This window comes from Pseudomonas sp. Leaf48 (genome assembly GCF_001421885.1).
Lineage (GTDB): Bacteria > Pseudomonadota > Gammaproteobacteria > Pseudomonadales > Pseudomonadaceae > Aquipseudomonas.
In genome coordinates, this window is the sequence record NZ_LMLH01000030.1 from 80,229 (window position 1) to 99,352 (window position 19,124).

19 protein-coding genes are annotated in these 19,124 nt (G+C 60.5%); 14 read left to right on the top strand and 5 right to left on the bottom strand.

What is annotated here, in order from left to right:
• The first annotated feature begins 11 nt into the window (after positions 1–11).
• From nadD to ASE98_RS21130, 12 genes are all read left to right on the top strand, one after another.
• A complete protein-coding gene (gene nadD / locus ASE98_RS21075; protein ID WP_162237411.1) occupies positions 12–656 on the top strand; it encodes a nicotinate-nucleotide adenylyltransferase in 645 nt (214 codons plus the stop codon).
• 73 nt (positions 657–729) lie between these two features.
• On the top strand, positions 730–1,224 hold the full coding sequence (gene rsfS / locus ASE98_RS21080) for a ribosome silencing factor (RefSeq protein ID WP_060543259.1): 495 nt from the start codon (positions 730–732) through the stop codon (positions 1,222–1,224).
• Between the two features lie 9 nt (positions 1,225–1,233).
• Positions 1,234–1,701 (top strand): 23S rRNA (pseudouridine(1915)-N(3))-methyltransferase RlmH, encoded by a 468-nt coding sequence (gene rlmH / locus ASE98_RS21085; protein WP_003185785.1) that lies wholly within the window; start codon positions 1,234–1,236, stop codon positions 1,699–1,701.
• 10 nt (positions 1,702–1,711) lie between these two features.
• Positions 1,712–3,607 (top strand): penicillin-binding protein 2, encoded by a 1,896-nt coding sequence (gene mrdA, locus ASE98_RS21090; protein WP_060543260.1) that lies wholly within the window; start codon positions 1,712–1,714, stop codon positions 3,605–3,607.
• 31 nt (positions 3,608–3,638) lie between these two features.
• Positions 3,639–4,742: a rod shape-determining protein RodA gene (gene rodA, locus ASE98_RS21095; protein ID WP_060543395.1), complete on the top strand. Its 1,104-nt coding sequence runs from the start codon at positions 3,639–3,641 to the stop codon at positions 4,740–4,742.
• Between the two features lie 17 nt (positions 4,743–4,759).
• Complete coding sequence (gene mltB, locus ASE98_RS21100) at positions 4,760–5,770, top strand: lytic murein transglycosylase B (RefSeq protein ID WP_060543261.1); 1,011 nt, start codon at positions 4,760–4,762, stop codon at positions 5,768–5,770.
• Entirely contained in the window at positions 5,770–6,783 is a 1,014-nt protein-coding gene (locus ASE98_RS21105; RefSeq protein WP_060543262.1) for a septal ring lytic transglycosylase RlpA family protein, read from the top strand. The genes mltB and ASE98_RS21105 overlap by 1 nt, the downstream gene beginning before the upstream one ends.
• A gap of 183 nt (positions 6,784–6,966) precedes the next feature.
• Positions 6,967–8,124, top strand: coding sequence for a D-alanyl-D-alanine carboxypeptidase family protein (locus ASE98_RS21110; protein WP_060543263.1), 1,158 nt, complete (start codon positions 6,967–6,969; stop codon positions 8,122–8,124).
• A gap of 87 nt (positions 8,125–8,211) precedes the next feature.
• Positions 8,212–8,487, top strand: a complete 276-nt coding sequence (locus tag ASE98_RS21115) for a DUF493 domain-containing protein (RefSeq protein ID WP_060543264.1) — start codon at positions 8,212–8,214, stop codon at positions 8,485–8,487.
• Positions 8,487–9,134: a lipoyl(octanoyl) transferase LipB gene (gene lipB / locus ASE98_RS21120; RefSeq protein WP_060543265.1), complete on the top strand. Its 648-nt coding sequence runs from the start codon at positions 8,487–8,489 to the stop codon at positions 9,132–9,134. Before ASE98_RS21115 ends, lipB begins: the two co-directional genes overlap by 1 nt.
• 1 nt (position 9,135) lies before the next feature.
• Positions 9,136–10,158 (top strand): lipoyl synthase, encoded by a 1,023-nt coding sequence (lipA, locus tag ASE98_RS21125; protein ID WP_060543266.1) that lies wholly within the window; start codon positions 9,136–9,138, stop codon positions 10,156–10,158.
• A 174-nt stretch (positions 10,159–10,332) separates the two neighbouring features.
• On the top strand, positions 10,333–11,283 hold the full coding sequence (locus ASE98_RS21130; protein ID WP_060543267.1) for a S66 peptidase family protein: 951 nt from the start codon (positions 10,333–10,335) through the stop codon (positions 11,281–11,283).
• A 129-nt stretch (positions 11,284–11,412) separates the two neighbouring features.
• On the opposite strand, the gene ASE98_RS21135 is transcribed toward ASE98_RS21130, so the two are convergent.
• The 5 genes from ASE98_RS21135 to leuS all read right to left on the bottom strand — a co-directional run bounded on the left by ASE98_RS21135 (position 11,413) and on the right by leuS (position 17,615).
• On the bottom strand, positions 11,413–12,735 hold the full coding sequence (locus ASE98_RS21135) for a lytic murein transglycosylase (RefSeq protein WP_060543268.1): 1,323 nt from the start codon (positions 12,733–12,735) through the stop codon (positions 11,413–11,415).
• 61 nt (positions 12,736–12,796) lie between these two features.
• The gene (gene arfA / locus ASE98_RS21140) at positions 12,797–12,961 is read right to left on the bottom strand and encodes an alternative ribosome rescue factor ArfA (protein WP_060543269.1); all 165 of its coding nucleotides are present in this window, start codon (positions 12,959–12,961) and stop codon (positions 12,797–12,799) included.
• Positions 12,962–13,238: 277 nt separating this feature from the next.
• Positions 13,239–14,276, bottom strand: a complete 1,038-nt coding sequence (gene holA / locus ASE98_RS21145; RefSeq protein WP_060543270.1) for a DNA polymerase III subunit delta — start codon at positions 14,274–14,276, stop codon at positions 13,239–13,241.
• Between the two features lie 39 nt (positions 14,277–14,315).
• Entirely contained in the window at positions 14,316–14,921 is a 606-nt protein-coding gene (locus ASE98_RS21150) for an LPS-assembly lipoprotein LptE (RefSeq protein WP_060543271.1), read from the bottom strand.
• An 87-nt stretch (positions 14,922–15,008) separates the two neighbouring features.
• Positions 15,009–17,615, bottom strand: a complete 2,607-nt coding sequence (gene leuS / locus ASE98_RS21155; RefSeq protein ID WP_060543272.1) for a leucine--tRNA ligase — start codon at positions 17,613–17,615, stop codon at positions 15,009–15,011.
• 281 nt (positions 17,616–17,896) lie between these two features.
• On the opposite strand from leuS, the gene ASE98_RS21160 reads away from it, so the two are divergent.
• Positions 17,897–18,217 (top strand): hypothetical protein, encoded by a 321-nt coding sequence (locus tag ASE98_RS21160; RefSeq protein WP_060543273.1) that lies wholly within the window; start codon positions 17,897–17,899, stop codon positions 18,215–18,217.
• Positions 18,218–18,321: 104 nt separating this feature from the next.
• Positions 18,322–19,083: a YdcF family protein gene (locus ASE98_RS21165; protein WP_060543274.1), complete on the top strand. Its 762-nt coding sequence runs from the start codon at positions 18,322–18,324 to the stop codon at positions 19,081–19,083.
• Positions 19,084–19,124 lie beyond the last annotated feature (41 nt).

The window sequence follows — 19,124 nt, forward strand, 5'->3', positions numbered from 1 at the left end:
CCCCAGAACCTGTGCCTCGCCGCATTGGCGTACTGGGCGGAACCTTTGACCCGGTGCACATCGGCCATTTGCGCGGTGCGCTGGAAGTCGCCGAGACACTGGCGCTCGATGAGCTGCGCCTGACACCCAGTGCCAGGCCACCCCATCGGGATACGCCACAGGTGTCGGCGAAAGACCGTCTGGCGATGGTCGAGTGCGCGGTGGCCGGTGTGGCACCGTTGGTGGTGGACGCCCGTGAATTGCAGCGGGACAAACCGTCCTACACCATTGATACCCTGGAACTGATGCGGGCCGAGTTGGCCGCGCACGACCAGGTTTTTCTGCTTCTGGGCTGGGACGCTTTTTGCGGCCTGCCCACTTGGCACCGCTGGGAAGAGTTGCTCCAGCATTGCCACATCCTGGTGTTGCAACGCCCGGATGCCGACAGCGAGCCGCCGGATGCCTTGCGCAACCTGCTGGCAGCGCGCTCGGTGAGCGACCCGCTGGCCCTCAAAGGGCCGAGCGGACAGATTGCATTCGTCTGGCAGACGCCGCTCGCGGTATCCGCCACCCAGATCCGTCAACTGCTGGCCAGCGGTAAGTCGGTACGTTTCCTGGTGCCCGACGCGGTCCTGGCCTACATCGATGCGCACGGACTTTACCGTGCGTCGAACTGAATAGGAGTGCTTCAAGGCACGTGGCAACAACGTGTATCGAAGCGCCCGAACATACGAGCAAAACGAGTTTTATATGACAGACAAAGACCAAACCAAAGTTAAGCGCAAAGGCACGTTCAAGAGCGCCCCGCTGCCAGTAGAGGCTCACACTGGCGTGATTCTGGCCGGCGCAGAGCTGGTCAAGGTTGCCGTAGCTGCCCTGGAAGACGTCAAGGCCCAGGACATCCAGGTGATCGACGTTCGCGACAAGCAGAGCATCACTGACTACATGATCATCGCTACCGGTACCTCCAACCGCCAGATCGGCGCGATGCTGGACAAGGTCCGCGAGGCGGTCAAGGCTCAAGGCGTCAAGCCGCTGGGTGAAGAAGGCAAGGGCGACAGCGACTGGGTCCTGCTGGACATGGACGATGTCATCGTACACATGATGACCGCGTCGGCTCGCCAGTTCTACGACCTGGAGCGCCTGTGGGCCGGTGCCGAGCAGAGCCGTTCGGCCAGCGCTGCTCACCACAGCCCGGAAAACACCCATGAGCACTTCACCAAGCTCAACAAAGACCAGCAATAAGGGACCGCTGTGCGACTGCGACTGATCGCCGTCGGTTCACGCATGCCCAAATGGGTGGAAGAAGGCTGGCACGAATATGCCAAGCGTCTTCCGTCCGAGCTGGCGCTGGAACTGGTGGAAATACCGCTCAATACCCGGGGCAAGAACGCCGACGTGGCCCGCTTCATCCGCCAGGAAGGCGAAGCCATGCTGGCCAAGGTCGGGCCGAACGAGCGGATCGTTACCCTCGAAGTCCACGGCAAGCCCTGGAGCACCGAGCAACTGGCGGTCGAACTCGATCGCTGGCGGCTGGACTCGCGTACGGTCAATTTCATGGTCGGCGGCCCCGAGGGGCTGGCGCCGGAAGTTTGTGCCCGGGCTGATCAACGCTGGTCGTTGTCGCCGCTGACCTTGCCGCACCCGCTGGTGCGGATCTTGATCGGCGAACAGTTGTACCGTGCCTGGACCGTGCTGTCCGGTCACCCTTACCACAAGTAGTTCTGCCCTCATGTCCCAGCCGATCCGCATCAAGGACCACGAAAAAGACGCCCGTCTGGTGCGTGGCCGCGTCGTGTTCGGGGCCATCGCAGTGGTGCTGCTGATTGGCGTGCTGATTGCCCGGTTGTATTTCCTCCAGGTGATCCAGTACGACTATCACTCGACCTTGTCGGAAAACAACCGCGTCCATGTGCAGCCGATTCCGCCGACCCGCGGGTTGATTTTCGACCGCAATGGCGTAGTGATCGCCGACAATCGGCCCAGTTTCAGCCTGAGCATGACCCGCGAGCGTTCTGGCGAGTGGCAGAAGGTGCTCGATGTGATCGTCGAAGTGCTGGAGCTGACGCCCGAGGATCGGGCGATTTTCGAGAAGCGCATGCGCCAGGGGCGACGGCCGTTCGAGCCGGTGCCGATCCTGTTTGAATTGACCGAAGAGCAGATCGCCCGTATTGCCGTGAACCAGTTCCGCCTGCCCGGTGTGGAAGTGGTCGCGCAACTGGTCCGTCATTATCCGCAGGGCGCGCACTTTGCCCACTCGGTGGGTTACATGGGGCGGATCAACGAGAAAGAGCTCAAGACCCTGGACCCGGTGAGTTACAGCGGCACCCATCAAATTGGCAAAACCGGCATCGAGCGCTTCTACGAGGCGGAGTTGCACGGTCAGGTGGGTTACGAGGAAGTCGAGACCAACGCTCGGGGCCGTGTATTGCGGGTACTCAAGCGTACCGAGCCGATCTCCGGCAAGGACATCGTCCTGAGCCTGGATATCAAATTGCAGGAAGCTGCTGAAGCTGCGCTCGGTGGTCGTCGAGGTGCGGTGGTGGCCCTGGACCCGAAAACCGGCGAGGTCCTGGCGATGGTCAGTCAGCCGAGCTTCGATCCGAACCTGTTCGTGACGGGAATCAGCTCAAAGGCCTATTCCGAACTGCGCGACTCCATTGACCGGCCTCTGTTCAACCGCGTGCTGCGTGGTCTGTATCCGCCGGGTTCGACCATCAAGCCGGCGGTAGCGATCGCGGGGCTGGATGCGGGCGTGGTGACCGCGTCTTCCCGGGTGTTCGATCCGGGTTATTACATGCTGCCCAACTACGATCACAAATACCGTAACTGGAACCGTACCGGCGACGGCTTTGTCGACCTGGATACGGCAATCATGCGCTCCAACGATACCTACTTCTATGACCTGGCCCACAAGCTGGGGATCGATCGGTTGTCGGCGTATATGAGCAAATTCGGCATTGGCCAGAAGGTATCCCTGGACATGTTCGAAGAATCGCCGGGGCTTATGCCGACCCGGGAATGGAAGCGCGCGACCCGTCGGCAAGCCTGGTTCCCGGGTGAAACATTGATTCTGGGGATCGGTCAGGGCTACATGCAGTCGACGCCATTGCAATTGGCCCAGGCCACGGCACTGGTGGCCAACAAAGGCGTATGGAACCGTCCGCACCTGGCCAGGACCATCGAAGGCCAGAAGCCGGTGGATGAGCACCCGATGCCGGACATCATCCTGCGTGACCCGTCCGACTGGACCAAGGTCAACCATGGCATGCAGCAAGTGATGCACGGTGCCCGTGGCACTGCGCGCAAAGCCGCGATCGGTGCGCAATACCGGATCGCCGGCAAGAGCGGTACGGCCCAGGTGGTCGCGATCAAGCAGGGAGAAAAGTACGACCGTTCCAAGGTCCAGGAACGCCATCGCGACCACGCCTTGTTCGTTGGCTTCGCGCCGGCCGACGACCCGAAAATCGTAGTGTCGGTGATGGTCGAGAACGGTGAGTCCGGCTCCGGCGTCGCCGCGCCGGTCGTTCGTCAAATCATGGACGCCTGGCTGCTGGGCCCGGACGGCCGGTTGAAGCCCGAATACGCCGACCCTATCAGTGCAGAGGCTACCGCCCGTGATGAATAATTTTGATCGCATGCTCTCCAGCGAGGATGTGATGCGTCGTCGAGCGACGTTATTGCAACGCCTGCACATCGATGGCCCGTTGTTGATCCTGCTGCTGACACTGGCCGCCGGTAGCCTGTTCGTGCTGTATTCGGCCAGCGGCAAGAGCTGGGATCTGCTCGCCAAACAAGCCACTTCATTCGGCATCGGCCTGGTGTCGATGATCGTCATCGCCCAGTTCGAGCCGCGCTTCATGGCCCGCTGGGTGCCGGTCGGCTATGTGGTCGGTGTGCTGTTGCTGGTGGTGGTGGACGTAATGGGTCACAACGCCATGGGTGCTACGCGCTGGATCAACATTCCCGGCGTCATTCGCTTCCAGCCTTCGGAGTTCATGAAGATCCTGATGCCGGCGACTATCGCCTGGTACCTGTCCAAGCGCACCTTGCCGCCGCAGCTCAAGCACGTGGGCATCAGTCTCATGTTGATTGGCATCCCGTTCATTCTGATCGTGCGGCAACCGGACTTGGGCACTTCGCTGCTGATTCTGGCCGGTGGGGCGTTCGTGCTGTTCATGGGTGGCCTGCGCTGGCGCTGGATCCTCAGCGTGCTCGCCGCTGCCGTGCCTGTGGCGATAGCCATGTGGTTCTTCATCATGCACGACTATCAGAAGCAGCGAATCCTGACGTTCCTCGACCCCGAGAGCGATCCGCTCGGCACCGGCTGGAACATCATTCAGTCCAAGGCGGCCATCGGTTCTGGCGGTGTGTTCGGCAAAGGCTGGCTGCTGGGTACCCAGTCGCATCTGGATTTCCTGCCGGAAAGCCACACCGACTTCATCATCGCGGTGATGGGTGAAGAATTCGGCCTGGTGGGTATCTGCGCGCTGCTGCTGATTTACCTGTTGCTGATTGGGCGCGGCCTGGTGATTACGGCCCAGGCCCAGACATTGTTCGGCAAGTTGCTCGCGGGCAGCCTGACGATGACGTTTTTTGTTTATGTTTTCGTCAACATCGGTATGGTCAGTGGCCTGTTGCCGGTGGTGGGGGTGCCGTTGCCGTTCATTAGCTACGGAGGAACTTCGCTGGTGACGCTGCTGTCAGCGTTTGGGGTTTTGATGTCGATCCATACCCATCGTAAGTGGATCGCGCAGGTTTGAATAAGGTGAAGATTTCAATGCAAGCAATGCGTGGCTGGGTGACTCGATACGCGCCATGGGTCAGCCTGGTAAGCATCCTTGGCACAACGCAGTCAGCAATGGCCGGCGAATATGAAGGTTCACCCCAGGTGGCCGAATTCGTAGGTGAAATGACCCGCGACTACGGCTTCGCCGGTGAGCAACTGATGGGAGTGTTCCGCGAAGCCGAGCGCAAGCAGTCGATTCTGGATGCGATCTCCCGGCCCGCGGAACGGGTCAAGCAGTGGAACGAGTATCGCCCGATGTTCATCACCGACGCGCGGATCGCCCGCGGGGTGGACTTCTGGCGTCAGCACGAGGCGGTACTGGCCCGTGCCGAGCAGGAATACGGCGTGCCGGCGCAGGTTATTGTGTCGATCATCGGCGTTGAAACCTTTTTCGGCCGTAATACCGGGAATTTCCGGGTGATCGATGCCCTGTCGACCCTGGGTTTCGACTATCCTCCCCGTGCCGAATTTTTCCGCAAGGAATTGCGTGAATTCCTGTTGTTGGCCCGGGAAGAACAGGTTGATCCATTGACGCTAAAAGGTTCTTACGCCGGTGCGATGGGGCTGCCGCAATTCATGCCGAGCAGCTTTCGCGCTTATGCCGTGGACTTCGACGGCGATGGCCACATCAATATCTGGACCAATCCGGACGATGCCATCGGCAGCGTTGCCAGTTATTTCAAGCGTCACGGTTGGGTTGCCGGCGAACCGGTGGTCAGTCGCGCCGATGTACGCGGCGAACAGGTGGACGAAGGTTTGACCACCGGTATCGAACCGACGAAAACCGTCGGGGAGTTGCGGGCTCTGGGGTGGTCAAGTCATGATGCGCTGCGCGATGATATGCCGGTTACCGCTTTCCGCCTGGAAGGCGACAATGGCCCCGAGTACTGGATGGGCCTGAAGAACTTCTACGCGATCACGCGTTATAACCGCAGCGTGATGTACGCCATGGCCGTACATCAACTGTCTGAACAGCTGGTCCAAGCACGGGGCGTCAAGTAATGCGGGCATTGCCTATGGATAAACCCCTGAAGCTGATGGCTTTCGCCGCATTGGCGGTGCTGGTAGCCAGTTGCTCGACCAGTCGTGCACCGGCTCCTCAGAAACCCGCCCCCACCGCCGCCGTGCGCACCACGCCGGGGCTGGACATCAACCGTGCCCACAAGGATGGCGCACCCTGGTGGGATGTCGATGTTTCGCGCATCCCTGATGCGACGCCAACTCTGCACACCGGGCCCTATAAGGCCAACCCGTATACCGTGCTGGGCAAGACATATTTCCCGCAGCAGGAGTCCAAGACCTACGTTGCTTCAGGCACGGCCTCCTGGTACGGCACCAAGTTTCACGGTCAGAACACCGCCAACGGCGAAGTGTATGACCTGTACGGCATGAGCGCCGCGCACAAGACATTGCCACTGCCGAGTTATGTTCGGGTAACCAACCTGGACAACAACAAAAGCGTGATCCTGCGGGTCAACGACCGAGGTCCGTTCTATTCGGACCGGATCATCGACTTGTCCTACGCCGCCGCCAAAAAGCTCGGCTATGCCGAAACCGGTACCGCGCGAGTCAAGGTCGAAGGCATCGACCCGCAGGCCTGGTGGGCTGCCAAGGGCCGGCCGGCGCCGCTGATGCTCAACGAGCCAAAAGTCGCGCAAAATAGCGCCCCGGTGATTACGCCTTCGACCGGCACCGTTGAGCAATGGACGCCGCCGCCACAGCAACACGCTGCCGCCGTGGTGCCGGTGCAGCTTGATACCAAAAAAACCGCTTCTGCAGCGTCTGGCCAGTATCTGCAGGTGGGCGCGTTCGCCAACCCGGATGCTGCAGAACTCCTGAGATCGAAGCTCAGCGGGATGGTGAGCGCTCCGGTGTTCATCAGCTCGATCGTGCGCAATCAGCAAACCCTGCATCGGGTACGCTTGGGGCCGATTGGATCGCCGGGTGAAATCCAGCAAGTGCAAAACAGTGTGCGCCTGGCCAACCTCGGTTCGCCGAGCGTAGTGACAGAGTAAAATACGTAGGACTTGATTGACGGTTCACTCGCAGTCGGGGGTGAACCAGGTTGTTGGCTCGTCGAGAACAAAAGCCCGGCAAGGGTGACTGGAGTGAGCAACTAAACACGCGATGACTCGTTAGAAAGTCATTTGATTAGTTTTGCCTGCGGGCAAGTTTCCATTAGCGATTTCGAGAGACGGATGAACATCACCACCTTTGCCAAACGCCTGTTCCTGCTAGTCCCGCTGCTCCTCTCACCTGCCGCGTTCGCGGCCGAGATGATGCCGTCGCCACCGCAACTGGCCGCCAAGGCCTACGTGCTCATGGATGCCAGCAGCGGCAATGTGCTGGTCGAGAACAACGGTGACCAGCGACTGCCGCCGGCCAGCCTGACCAAGCTGATGACCGCCTACATTGCGACCCTGGAAATCCGTCGTGGCCAGATTGGCGAAAACGATCCGGTGACCGTCAGCGAAAACGCCTGGCGTACCGGTGGTTCGCGGATGTTCATCAAGGTCGGCTCGCAGGTGACTGTCAGCGACCTGTTGCACGGCATCATCATCCAGTCGGGCAACGACGCCAGCGTTGCCCTCGCCGAGCACATCGCCGGCAGCGAAGATGCGTTCGCCGACATGATGAACAAGAGCGTTGCCGATCTGGGCATGAGCAACACCCACTTCATGAACCCGACCGGTCTGCCGAACCCTGAGCACTACTCGTCGGCTCACGACATGGCCGTGCTGGCTCGCGCGATCATCCACGAAGACCCGGCTCACTACGCGATCTATTCGCAGAAAGAGTTCTTCTGGAACGGCATCAAGCAACCGAACCGTAACCTGCTGCTGTGGCGCGACAAGACTGTCGACGGTCTGAAAACCGGCCACACCGACGAAGCCGGCTACTGCATGGTGTCCTCGGCTGTACGTGATGGCATGCGCCTGATCGCCGTGGTGTTCGGCACCAACAGCGAAGTGGCTCGCGCCTCCGAGACCCAGAAGCTGCTGACCTACGGTTTCCGTTTCTTCGAAACCCAGACCTTCTATCAGAAGGGCACCGAGCTGGCTCAGGCTCCTGTCTGGAAAGGCTCCACCAACCAGGTCAAGGCTGGCCTGGCTCAAGACCTGACCATGACCCTGCCAAAAGGCCAGCTGAAAAAGCTCGCTGCGAGCATGACCATGAACCCGCAACTGATCGCGCCAATCGCCAAGGGCGACGTGATCGGTAAAGTCGAAGTGAAACTGGACGACAAGGTGGTGCACAGCGCCGATCTGATCGCTCTGGACGCTGTCGAGGAAGGTGGTATCTTCCGCCGCATGTGGGATAGCATCCGTCTATTCTTCTACGGCTTGTTCAACTGAATTTAGTGTGCACCCGCATGGCCCCGCGCTGATCCGGCGCGGGGGCATGCCCGTCGCCACGGCTTACGCTTACGAGGCCGTTACGCCATGACCGATACCGAAGTAAAGGCGCCAAAGATCGAATTCCCTGCCACTGATTACCCGGTTAAGGTGATCAGCGATACTGGCGTGGGCAACAAGGACAGGATCATCGACATCGTCAGGAAACACGCCACCATCAACGATGAGCGTGTTGACGAGCGCCAGAGCAGCAACGGCAAATACACCACCATTCAGTTGCACATTGTCGCGACCGACCAGGACCAGCTGTACAACATCAACAGCGAACTGCGGGCCACCGGTTTCGTGCACATGGTGCTGTGATGTCTGGCACGCTGGGCTTTCGCGAGCTCGGCCAGATGGCTTACGAGCCGGTCTGGCATGCCATGCAACGCTTCACCAACGAGCGCGGCAACGACGCCCCTGACGAAATCTGGCTGGTCGAGCACCCTGCGGTGTTCACCCAGGGCCAGGCGGGCAAGGCCGAACATCTGTTGCTTCCCGGTGATATTCCGGTGGTGCAGGTCGACCGTGGTGGTCAGGTGACTTACCACGGGCCGGGTCAGTTGGTGGCTTACCTGCTGCTCGATGTGCGCAAATTGGGTTTTGGCGTGCGCGATCTGGTCAGCCGGATGGAGCAATGCCTGATCGAGCTGCTGGCCAGTTACGGCGTAACCGCCGCGGCCAAGCCCGATGCACCAGGCGTCTACGTCGACGGGGCGAAAATCGCTTCACTGGGTCTGCGGATCCGCCACGGCTGTTCCTTTCATGGCCTGGCCCTGAATGTGGACATGAACCTGGAACCGTTTCGACGGATTAATCCCTGCGGCTACGCCGGGCTGGCGATGACCCAGCTGAGCGATCACGCAGGATCGATTGAATTTGCCGAGGTAAGTGCCCGGCTGCGTGCGCAGCTCGTCAAACACCTCGACTATGCTGAGCAGACGACCCTAACGGGCGGAATCGACTGATATGACTACTGATGCAGTGCAAACCATGATCCCGACGCAGGATGTCACCGAGCGTCCGGCCCCGCGTGCCAAGGTTGAAGCCGGCGTAAAGCTGCGCGGCGCCGAAAAGGTTGCACGCATCCCGGTGAAGATCATTCCGACCACCGAACTGCCGAAGAAACCCGACTGGATTCGCGTGCGCATCCCGGTGTCTCCGGAAGTCGACCGCATCAAGGCCCTGTTGCGTAAACACAAGCTGCACAGCGTTTGCGAAGAGGCCTCTTGCCCGAACCTGGGCGAGTGCTTCTCCGGTGGTACCGCAACCTTCATGATCATGGGTGACATCTGCACCCGTCGTTGCCCGTTCTGCGACGTCGGCCACGGCCGGCCGAAGCCACTGGACGTCAACGAGCCGGAAAGCCTGGCCATCGCCATCGCCGACCTGAAACTCAAGTACGTGGTGATCACCTCGGTGGACCGCGACGACCTGCGTGACGGCGGCGCCCAGCACTTTGCCGACTGCATCCGTGAAATCCGCAAGCTGTCGCCGAACGTGCAGCTCGAGACCCTGGTTCCCGACTACCGTGGCCGCATGGACATCGCGCTGCAAATCACCGCCGCCGAGCCGCCGGATGTGTTCAACCACAACCTGGAAACCGTGCCGCGCCTGTACAAGGCTGCGCGCCCGGGTTCGGACTACCAGTGGTCGCTGACCCTGCTGCAACGCTTCAAGCAGATGATGCCGCACATTCCGACCAAGTCCGGCCTGATGCTGGGTCTGGGCGAAACCGACGAAGAAGTCATCGAAGTCATGAAGCGCATGCGCGAGCACGACATCGACATGTTGACCCTGGGCCAGTATCTGCAACCGTCCCGCAGTCACTTGCCGGTTCAGCGCTTCGTGCACCCGGACACCTTCGCCTGGTTCGCCGAGGAAGGTTACAAAATGGGCTTCAAGAACGTCGCCTCCGGTCCGCTGGTGCGTTCCTCGTACCACGCCGACGAACAGGCGAAGCTGGTCAAGGCCGAGCTGCTCGGCGCCTGATTGGGTGATTCACCGGAAAATGCCCGCATGGCTCCACAGCTCTGCGGGCATTTTTTTGCCTGTCTTACAGCGATGGCCGCTTTTTCCTGCAACCTGCGGGACGATTGACCCTCTTCTGTTTGTTCCCGTTCCTGACTACTGTGTGCTGAAGTTTTCACGCAGGGAGATTCACGGATGACCGCTCGACCGAACCACACCCTTTGGCCCCATGTTCCTGTCCCCGCCTTGCCGTCAGAAGGGCTGATCGGCGTTATTGCGCCTGCAGGACCCGCAGCGCTGGACACCGACAAAGCCGTGCAATGGATGCGTGCTCGTGGCTATTCACTGAAAGTGTTTCCCGGCGTATACGAGAAGGATGGCTACCTGGCCGGAAGCGACGAGGTGCGGCTCAATGATCTGCACGCCGCCTTCGCCGACCGTGAGGTGGATGCGATCATCTGCCTGCGCGGCGGATACGGGACGCCTCGTTTGCTTGATCGCATTGATTTTCAGCTGCTGCGCGATAATGCCAAGCCATTCGTCGGCTACAGCGATATCACCGCACTGCATCTGGCGATCAGCCGCTATGCCGGTTTTGTAACCTTCCATGGTCCGCTGCTCAATGCGGACTTGTTGGGAGATAAGCAAAAGCCCACCGAGTCCTCGTTTTTCAACATGCTGCGCGGTCAAATGAAGGCGGGCAGCGTACTGGCGCACCCGGTGGCCTACCCATTGACCATGATCGAGCCAGGCATCGCTCACGGGCGCTTGCTCGGCGGCAATCTGGCCATGATCGCCGCGACCATGGGCACACCTTACGAGATGGACGCCGAGGGTGTCATTCTGTTGATCGAGGACATCAACGAGCCGCTGTATCGCATCGACCGGTTACTCACTCAACTGCGGCTGGCTGGCACGTTGCACAAGTTGCGCGGTGTGCTGGTCGGGGATGTAGCGGGGGTGGAGATGGCAGCGCTGGACAGGTTGCTCAAGCAGACCTTCGAGCCATTTAAGATTCCGGTGCTGTCCGGGTGGCGCAGTGGGCACTGCGATCCGAACCTGACGTTGCCCATGGGGGCGTTGGTCAGGCTGGATGCCGGGAGCAAGGAACTGGTACTGGAGCAGGATGTGGTGGTCAGGCGCTAGACTTTCATTGCCTGTCAGTCAGTCTTCGCGAGCAAGCCCGCTCCCACATTCCACTCTTTTCGTATGCAAGAACGCGGTTCAATGTGGGAGCGGGCTTGCTCGCGAAGGCAGTTCCGGCCATTCGGCTAGTTAACGGTTACGCAACCCTTCCAGCAACTTGTGCGTCGGATACCCATCCGCTGGCCAGCCAAACGACTGCTGGGCGCTGCGGATGGCCTTGCGGGTGTTGGCGCCGATGATGCCGTCGGCAGTGCCGGCGTCGTAGTTTTGCGCGCTCAGCAGGTTTTGCAGTTCGATCCGCTCGGTACGGCTCAGCGGCAGGTCATCTTTGGGCCAGCTGCCCTGGATCTGGCCTGCGCCGTTGAAGCGCTCGGACAGCAGGCTTACGCCCAAAGCGTAGGATGACGAGTTGTTGTACTTGAGAATCGCCCGGAAGTTGTCGAGCACCAGGAACGCCGGGCCACGATAACCGGCTGGCAGCAGCAGCGCTGCGGACAGCTGTTCCGAGCCTGCCGGTGGCTGGGCTCCATTGGGCAGGGTCACGCCCAGCTGACGCCATTCGGCGACGCTCTTGCGAATCGTGCCATCGGCCAGCATGTAGTTGAAGCCACCCGGCAATTGCACTTCGAAGCCCCATGGCTGGCCTCGCTGCCAGCCCGAGCTTTGCAGGTAATGCGCGGTCGAAGCCAGTGCGTCGGCGGAACTGCCCCAGATGTCGCGGCGACCGTCGCCATCGAAGTCCACGGCGTGGGTGTTGTAGGTGGTCGGGATAAACTGGGTCTGGCCCATGGCGCCCGCCCACGAACCGAGCATTTTCTCCGGTTGGATATCACCTTGCTGCAGGATTTGCAGGGCAGCGATCAATTGCGCGTGAGCGAAGTCGGGACGGCGGCCCTCGTAGGCCAGGGTCGCCAGGGAGTTGATCACCGACTGGCTGCCCTGGAACTGACCAAAGTTACTTTCCATTCCCCACACCGCGACCAAGGCCTGCCGATCGACGCCGTAGCGCTGCTCGATGCTTTGCAGGACATCGGCATACTGATTGACCAACGCCTGGCCTTTGCGAACCCGCAGTGGCGACAGGGCGCCGTCGAGGTATTCCCATACCGGTTTTGCGAATTCCGGTTGGCTGCGATCGGCACGGATCACACTGGGGTCGAAGCTGACATTGGCGAAAGCGCGATCAAACAGATCGGCGCGGATACCCGCGGCCAAGGCATCTTTGCGAAAACCCGCCTGCCATTCGGCAAAGGTCTGGGTTGGCTGTATGTCGAGGTTCTCACCTGTTGGAACCACAGGTGGAACAACCGCCGGTGCGGTAGCGACGGGAAGTGTCTGAAGCGGCTGAGCGTCGGCTGCGGTCGGTTTTTCCGCGCAGGCGACAAGCAAAATGAGGCTGGAGGCTGCAATCAATTGGCGCAGGTGCCAACGACGGGGAAGACAAAAGGGCATGCACGGGTCCAGGGAAAACGGATCAGGTACAGACCTTAACATGTAGAAGGGGTGCTGCGCTTCAAGCAGCCAGAAAGTAAGAAGCCTCCCAGCTATCAGACTGGAAGGCTTCGCGGCGGTAGCTGCCTTTGCCCTTGGCGGTTCGTTCCTGACGGCTGCGGAACAGGGGCTGGGCGATGATGGATTTGGCCTTGTTGGGGCCGTGTCTGGACGGCTTTTTGCTCATGATCGGATCTCTCGATTGAGTGATTTTTGCGCGGGGAAATAATCTGCTGAAGTTGGGGTTCTGTCTAGTGCCCACATTGTGTAGGACCTTTCCGTCTTCTGGGGCTTTTGTGGCGAGGGGGCTTGTCGGACCGCCGCACCGCCCCGTTCGGCTGCGAAGCAGTCGTAAAACCGGCGCCCGCGGGATTTCTGGACAAACGCTGTTGCAGATTTCAGGGCCGCTTCGCGCCCCAACGGGGTGATGCGGCATTCCGACAAGCCCCCTCGCCACAAAAAACTCACTCGGCGGGCAGCGACAATCTCTGGCCGGCCATCAACAACGACAACCGACTGAGGCTCATCCACGGCGACCCGGCAGCCTGGCCCTTGATTTGCGCGTCGATGCGCTGAGCTTCCAGCAGCAACTGCGCCCAGCGTTGTGCCGAGTAGCGTTGCAGGGCCTTGCTCATCAACGGTTTGCGCTTGTCCCAGACAGGCGGTTTGGCCTGGCTGAATGCCTTGTCCAACGGCGTGCCCTGGCTGTATTGCAGGGAAATATTGGCCAGCAGACGCAGTTCACGGGCCAGGGCCCAGAGAATCACCGGCGGTTCAACGCCTTCACCGCGTAATCCTTCGAGCATGCGCAAGGCATGGGCCGCTTCGCCGTTGAGCACCGCATCGGTCAGGCCAAAGACATCGAAGCGTGCACTGTCGGCCACCGCAGCCTGCACGGTTTCAACAGTGATCTGTCCGCCTTCGGCCATCAGCTTGAGCTTTTCGATTTCCTGGGCGGCTGCCAGCAGGTTGCCCTCGACTCGAGCCGCGATCAGTTCAACGGCGTCCTGGCTGGCGCTAAGCCCTGCCTGGGACAGGCGTTGACGAATCCAGCTCGGCAGCTGGCTGACATCCACCGGCCAGATTTGCACAAACTGGGTCTGCTGACCCTCGACCAGCGCTTTGCCCCACTTGGTCTTCTGCGCACTGCCATCGAGTTTCGGCAGGCTGATCAACAGCAGCGTGTCTTCGGCCGGGCGCGAGCAGTACTCGATGAGCGCGGCAGCACCTTTGTCACCGGGTTTGCCGGAAGGCAGACGCAGTTCCAACAGGCGCTTTTCGGCAAACAGCGACATGCTGGCGCCGGCTTGCAGCAGCGTACCCCAGTCGAAACTGGCGTCGGCGGCAAATACCTGGCGTTCATCGAAACCCTGTTGGCGCGCGGCTGTGCGAACAGCATCGGCGGCCTCCTGGCACAACAACGGGTCATCGCCGCTGATGATGTAGACAGGCGCAAGGGTACCTTGCAGGTGTTTGGCGAGTTGGGCGGGAGCGAGCTTCATAAGAGAGGGCGAACAGGGCGCCTGAGCGCCCCGTAAGTCTTACTGCTGTGGCAGTTCGACAGGCGACTGACGCGGGGTGTTCGCTTCAGCCTTCTGTGCCGCTTCCAGTGCCGCGGCGTCAGCCTTGGCCTTGGCGTCGGCGGTCTGCTGCAACTGATCGAGCTGGGCCGGGGTCAGTTGTTGCAGACGCAGCATCATGCGCTGAACCAGCTCGCGACGGGTTTCTACTCGCGCTGTATCTGCTTCCTGGTCGGAGCCCACGAGGTTGTTGCCGTCGTGCATGAAGATTTTCTGCACTTCAAGCTTGTCGCTCAGCAGTGGCTGGTTGCCCTGGCCACGGATGTCGTAGCTCAGCACCGTACTCACTTGATACTCACCAGCGCGGCCGGCACCGGCGTAGCTGAGGATGCGCTGGCTTTCCTGTTCATTGGTCAGCACCAACTTGTAAGGTGCGCCGGTGTAAACCTTGACCCCGCTGCTTTGCAGAACCTGACGCAGTTGGGTAACGGTTTGGCCGTAGGCGTCACGGGCGCTCACGTCGAGTTCCTTGATCGCCAGCTCGTTGGTGCCGGTGCCGCGCAGCTGAAAACCACAGGCGCTCAACAGGACCGCAAGGCCCATCACCAGCAGATTGCGTTTGATCATCTTGTTGCTCCCCTTGAAACCATGTGGGCCGACCAGGCGGCCCGAAAGGTTTTACTCGGCGCCAGGCGTACCTGGCGCCTGTTCCAATTAGCTGGCGACGATATTGACCAGTTTCCCGGGCACTACGATCACTTTACGAATGGTCAGACCGTCAACGAAACGCAGCACGTTCTCATTGGCGCGGGCGGCCGCTTCGACTTCTTCGCGGCTGGCGCTGGCCGGCATTTCGATGTGGCCGCGCAGCTTGCCGTTGACCTGGATGACCAACTGCAGGCTGTCCTGCACCAGAGCGCTTTCGTCCAGCACCGGCCAACCAGCATCGATCACCGGGTCGGCATGACCCAGTTGATTCCACAACTCGTGGCTGATGTGCGGGGTGATCGGGGCCAGCAGCAGCGTCACTGTTTGCAGACCTTCATGAACCAGTGCGCGATCCTGTTCGGTGCCTTGCGGGGCTTTTTCCAGCACGTTCATCAGCGTCATCACCTGGGCGATGGCGGTGTTGAATTTGTGGTTCTGGCCGACGTCATGGCTGGCTTGCTTGATGGCCTGGTGGATCGAACGGCGAATGACTTTCTGCTCGTCGTTCAGGCTGGCGATGTCCAGTTTGCCCGGCAGGCCCTGAATGACGTGGGCTTGAGCCAGACGCCAGACGCGCTTGAGGAAGCGGTGCGAACCCTCTACGCCGGAGTCGGACCATTCCGCGCTCATATCTGGCGGCGAGGCGAACATCATGAACAGGCGGCAGGTGTCTGCGCCGAACTGGTCGATCATCGACTGTGGGTCGACGCCGTTGTTCTTCGACTTGGCCATCTTCTCGGTGCCACCGATTTCCACCGGCAGGCCGTCTGCGATCAGCTTGGCGCTGATGACCTTGGCCTTGCTGTCGCGTTCGAGTTCAACGTCCGCCGGGTTGAACCAGGTGTAGGCACCGTTGGCTTCGCGACGATAGTAAGTCTCGGCGATCACCATGCCCTGGGTCAGCAGGTTCTTGAACGGCTCGTTGGAGCTCACCAGGCCTTCGTCACGCATCAGCTTGTGGAAGAAGCGCGCGTAGAGCAGGTGGAGAATCGCGTGTTCAATACCGCCGATGTACTGATCCACCGGCAGCCAGTGGTCGGCAGCGGATTTTTCTACCAGACCGCCTTCAAAGTGCGGTGAGGCGTAACGGGCGTAGTACCACGAGGACTCGACGAAAGTGTCCATGGTGTCGGTTTCGCGCTTGGCAGGCTGGCCGCATTTCGGGCAGCTGCACTCGTAGAACTCGGGCATGCGTGCCAGCGGTGAACCGGCGCCATCGGGTACGACGTCTTCCGGCAGTACGACCGGCAGTTGATCTTCCGGTACCGGCACGTCACCGCACGCAGTGCAGTGGATGATCGGGATCGGGCAGCCCCAGTAGCGCTGACGGCTGATGCCCCAGTCGCGCAGGCGGAATTGGGTGCGCGAGGCACCAAGGTTTTTCTTGATCAGCGCCACTTCGATGGCATCGAAGGCGCCAGCGAAGTCGAGCCCGTCGAATTCACCGGAGTTGATCAGGGTGCCGTGCTCACCGTAGGCGTCCTGCCAAGGTGCCGGGTTGGTGTCGCCAGAGCTTGTGCGCACCACGGACTTGATCGGCAGGTTGTACTTGGTGGCGAATTCGAAGTCACGCTCGTCGTGTGCCGGAACAGCCATGACCGCGCCGTCGCCGTAATGCATCAACACGTAGTTGGCGACCCACACCGGCAGTTTTTCACCGGTCAGCGGGTGCTCGACGAACAACGAAGTCGGCAAGCCTTTTTTCTCTTGAGTGGCGACGTCGGCTTCGGCGACGCTGCCGCCCTTGCATTCAGCGATGAACGCTTGCAGCTCAGGGTTGTTCTGTGCGGCCAGAGTGGCCAATGGGTGCTCGGCGGCCACGGCGACATAAGTCGCTCCCATGAGGGTGTCCGGACGGGTGGTGAAGACTTTCAGTGCACCGGCTTCGCCGATGGAGTCGACGTTGTACGGGAACTGCACTTCCATGCCGCGGGATTTGCCGATCCAGTTGCGCTGCATGGTCTTGACCTGTTCAGGCCAGCCAGTCAGTTCGTCGAGGCTATCGAGCAGCTCATCCGCATAGGCGGTGATCTTGAAGTAGTACATCGGGATTTCGCGCTTTTCGATCAGCGCGCCGGAACGCCAGCCGCGACCGTCGATCACCTGTTCGTTGGCCAGAACGGTCTGATCGACCGGGTCCCAGTTCACGGTGCCGCTTTTCTTGTAAATCACGCCTTTTTCGAACAGGCGAGTGAACAGCCATTGTTCCCAGCGGTAGTAATCGGGCTTGCAGGTGGTCACCTCACGGGACCAGTCCACCGCCAGGCCCAGGCTGCGCAGCTGGGATTTCATGTAGGCGATGTTTTCGTAGGTCCACTTGGCGGGCGCTACGTTGTTCTTCATCGCGGCGTTTTCCGCCGGCATGCCGAAGGCGTCCCAACCCATGGGTTGCAGTACGTTCTTGCCCTGCATGCGCTGATAGCGGGAGATCACGTCGCCGATGGTGTAGTTGCGCACGTGCCCCATGTGTAGCTTGCCGCTGGGGTAAGGGAACATGGACAGGCAGTAGTAGGTCTCCTTGCCTGGCTGTTCACTGACTTCAAAGGACTTTTGCTCGTCCCAGAACGACTGGGCGGCGGCTTCGATTTCACGGGGCTGATATTGTTCGTGCATGGCTACTTTTGAACTGAATAGGGGTGGCCTAATCCTCTTCAATGCAACGCTGGACGTTGAAGGCGCCGGATTGGCGTTTTCGATGTCCAGCCGAGCTGGAAGTGGAGTTACAGGAAGCGCCGTAGCATACATGACCGCGCTCTACCGAGGGAAACCCTGATTGTTGCCGCGCATCCGGCAAAAATGACTGCAAGGTCCGTTTGTCGCGGCGTTCAGCCGGTTTGTTCATGGAAGCTAAGCTCTAACTGGGGAGTAGGTCTTATCTTCCAATGAGGTGAGGGATGGTTGAGTCACAACGAAAAGCTACTAAGCCGGAGCTGTACGAAAGACTGATTGATCGTCTGGGCATGGCCCTGGAAGCGGCGAAAACTGCTGGACGGCTGCGTGACGTACGCCCTCTGGAACTGGAACTGCGTGGCCTGAGCCCCGCAGAGTTTGCACTGGTCAAGGCGTATCTGGATCGCAGTGAGCGTGAGACACACGGATACCTGTCAGAAGCGATAAAGCAACTCGATACACCACGTTCGGCCAAGATCATCTGGCTCAAGGACAAAGTCCCCGGCAGAGACGCGGTAAAGGTCCGGTCTTTGCAGTTCAAATAGGCAAAGAGCCATGCACCATGATTTTTTCCAAGCATAGTCTTTGCGTATCGATTGTTGTATTGCGTCAACCCACTTAGGCTTCGGGCATCTCAGGGAGATGCTCGATGCCGTTTCGTTATTTCGTTAAACAACTTCTTCTGCCACCCGGCATTCTCTTGCTGCTGCTTTTGCTCGCCTGGTGGCTGCGCCGCTCAAGGCCGCGGCTTGCGGGTGCGTGCTTTGCCCTCGGCCTGGGCGGGCTCTGGCTGATGAGCCTGCCGGTCGTAGTGCAATGGAGTGCCAGCCAGCTTGAACGTGAGCCCCCTCTGGCTCGCGACGAATGGGCAACCCTGGGACAGCGCGCCGACGCCATCGTGGTGCTCGGTTCCGGGCGCGAGCGGGGCGATGTGGCCTGGGGCGCCGACCAGCCCACGGGAATCGGCCTGGAGCGTCAGCGCTACGCGGCGCGGCTGGCCAAGGCGTCTGGTTTACCGGTGCTGACCAGTGGCGGGTTGCATTTCGGCACGCCGCCCAGCGAGGCGCAGTTGATGGCCGATTCCTTGCGCGATGATTTCGGTGTGATGGTGCGTTGGCAGGAAGGGGGCAGCCGGACCACCTGGGAGAATGCGCAACTCACGGCGCAGGTATTGTTACCCGAAGGCATCAAGCGTGTGGTGGTGGTCACTCATGCGGCGCACATGCCTCGCGCGGTCTGGAGTTTCCACAAGGCAGGATTTGAGGTGGTGCCCGCCCCGGTCGGTTTCCTGGGCGGCGACAGCGCACTGCCGTTGGGTGGCTGGATGCCGGAGTACAAATCGATCTGGCAGAACGGGCAGTTGATGAATGAGGCGGTGGGGCAGATCGGGTATTCGTTGTTTTACCGCTGAACCCTGTAGCGAGGGGGCAAGCCCTCTCGCCACAAAAGGCC

Coding starts and splice junctions, on each gene's coding strand:
- rsfS (WP_060543259.1), top strand. CDS start 730: ATGACAGACAAAGACCAAACCAAAGTTAAGCGCAAAGGCACGTTCAAG.
- holA (WP_060543270.1), bottom strand. CDS start 14,276: ATGAAGCTCGCTCCCGCCCAACTCGCCAAACACCTGCAAGGTACCCTT.
- lipB (WP_060543265.1), top strand. CDS start 8,487: ATGTCTGGCACGCTGGGCTTTCGCGAGCTCGGCCAGATGGCTTACGAG.
- ASE98_RS21135 (WP_060543268.1), bottom strand. CDS start 12,735: ATGCCCTTTTGTCTTCCCCGTCGTTGGCACCTGCGCCAATTGATTGCA.
- mrdA (WP_060543260.1), top strand. CDS start 1,712: ATGTCCCAGCCGATCCGCATCAAGGACCACGAAAAAGACGCCCGTCTG.
- ASE98_RS21110 (WP_060543263.1), top strand. CDS start 6,967: ATGAACATCACCACCTTTGCCAAACGCCTGTTCCTGCTAGTCCCGCTG.
- leuS (WP_060543272.1), bottom strand. CDS start 17,615: ATGCACGAACAATATCAGCCCCGTGAAATCGAAGCCGCCGCCCAGTCG.
- ASE98_RS21160 (WP_060543273.1), top strand. CDS start 17,897: ATGGTTGAGTCACAACGAAAAGCTACTAAGCCGGAGCTGTACGAAAGA.
- ASE98_RS21165 (WP_060543274.1), top strand. CDS start 18,322: ATGCCGTTTCGTTATTTCGTTAAACAACTTCTTCTGCCACCCGGCATT.
- ASE98_RS21130 (WP_060543267.1), top strand. CDS start 10,333: ATGACCGCTCGACCGAACCACACCCTTTGGCCCCATGTTCCTGTCCCC.
- ASE98_RS21115 (WP_060543264.1), top strand. CDS start 8,212: ATGACCGATACCGAAGTAAAGGCGCCAAAGATCGAATTCCCTGCCACT.
- rodA (WP_060543395.1), top strand. CDS start 3,639: ATGCGTCGTCGAGCGACGTTATTGCAACGCCTGCACATCGATGGCCCG.
- mltB (WP_060543261.1), top strand. CDS start 4,760: ATGCAAGCAATGCGTGGCTGGGTGACTCGATACGCGCCATGGGTCAGC.
- lipA (WP_060543266.1), top strand. CDS start 9,136: ATGACTACTGATGCAGTGCAAACCATGATCCCGACGCAGGATGTCACC.
- ASE98_RS21105 (WP_060543262.1), top strand. CDS start 5,770: ATGCGGGCATTGCCTATGGATAAACCCCTGAAGCTGATGGCTTTCGCC.
- ASE98_RS21150 (WP_060543271.1), bottom strand. CDS start 14,921: ATGATCAAACGCAATCTGCTGGTGATGGGCCTTGCGGTCCTGTTGAGC.
- arfA (WP_060543269.1), bottom strand. CDS start 12,961: ATGAGCAAAAAGCCGTCCAGACACGGCCCCAACAAGGCCAAATCCATC.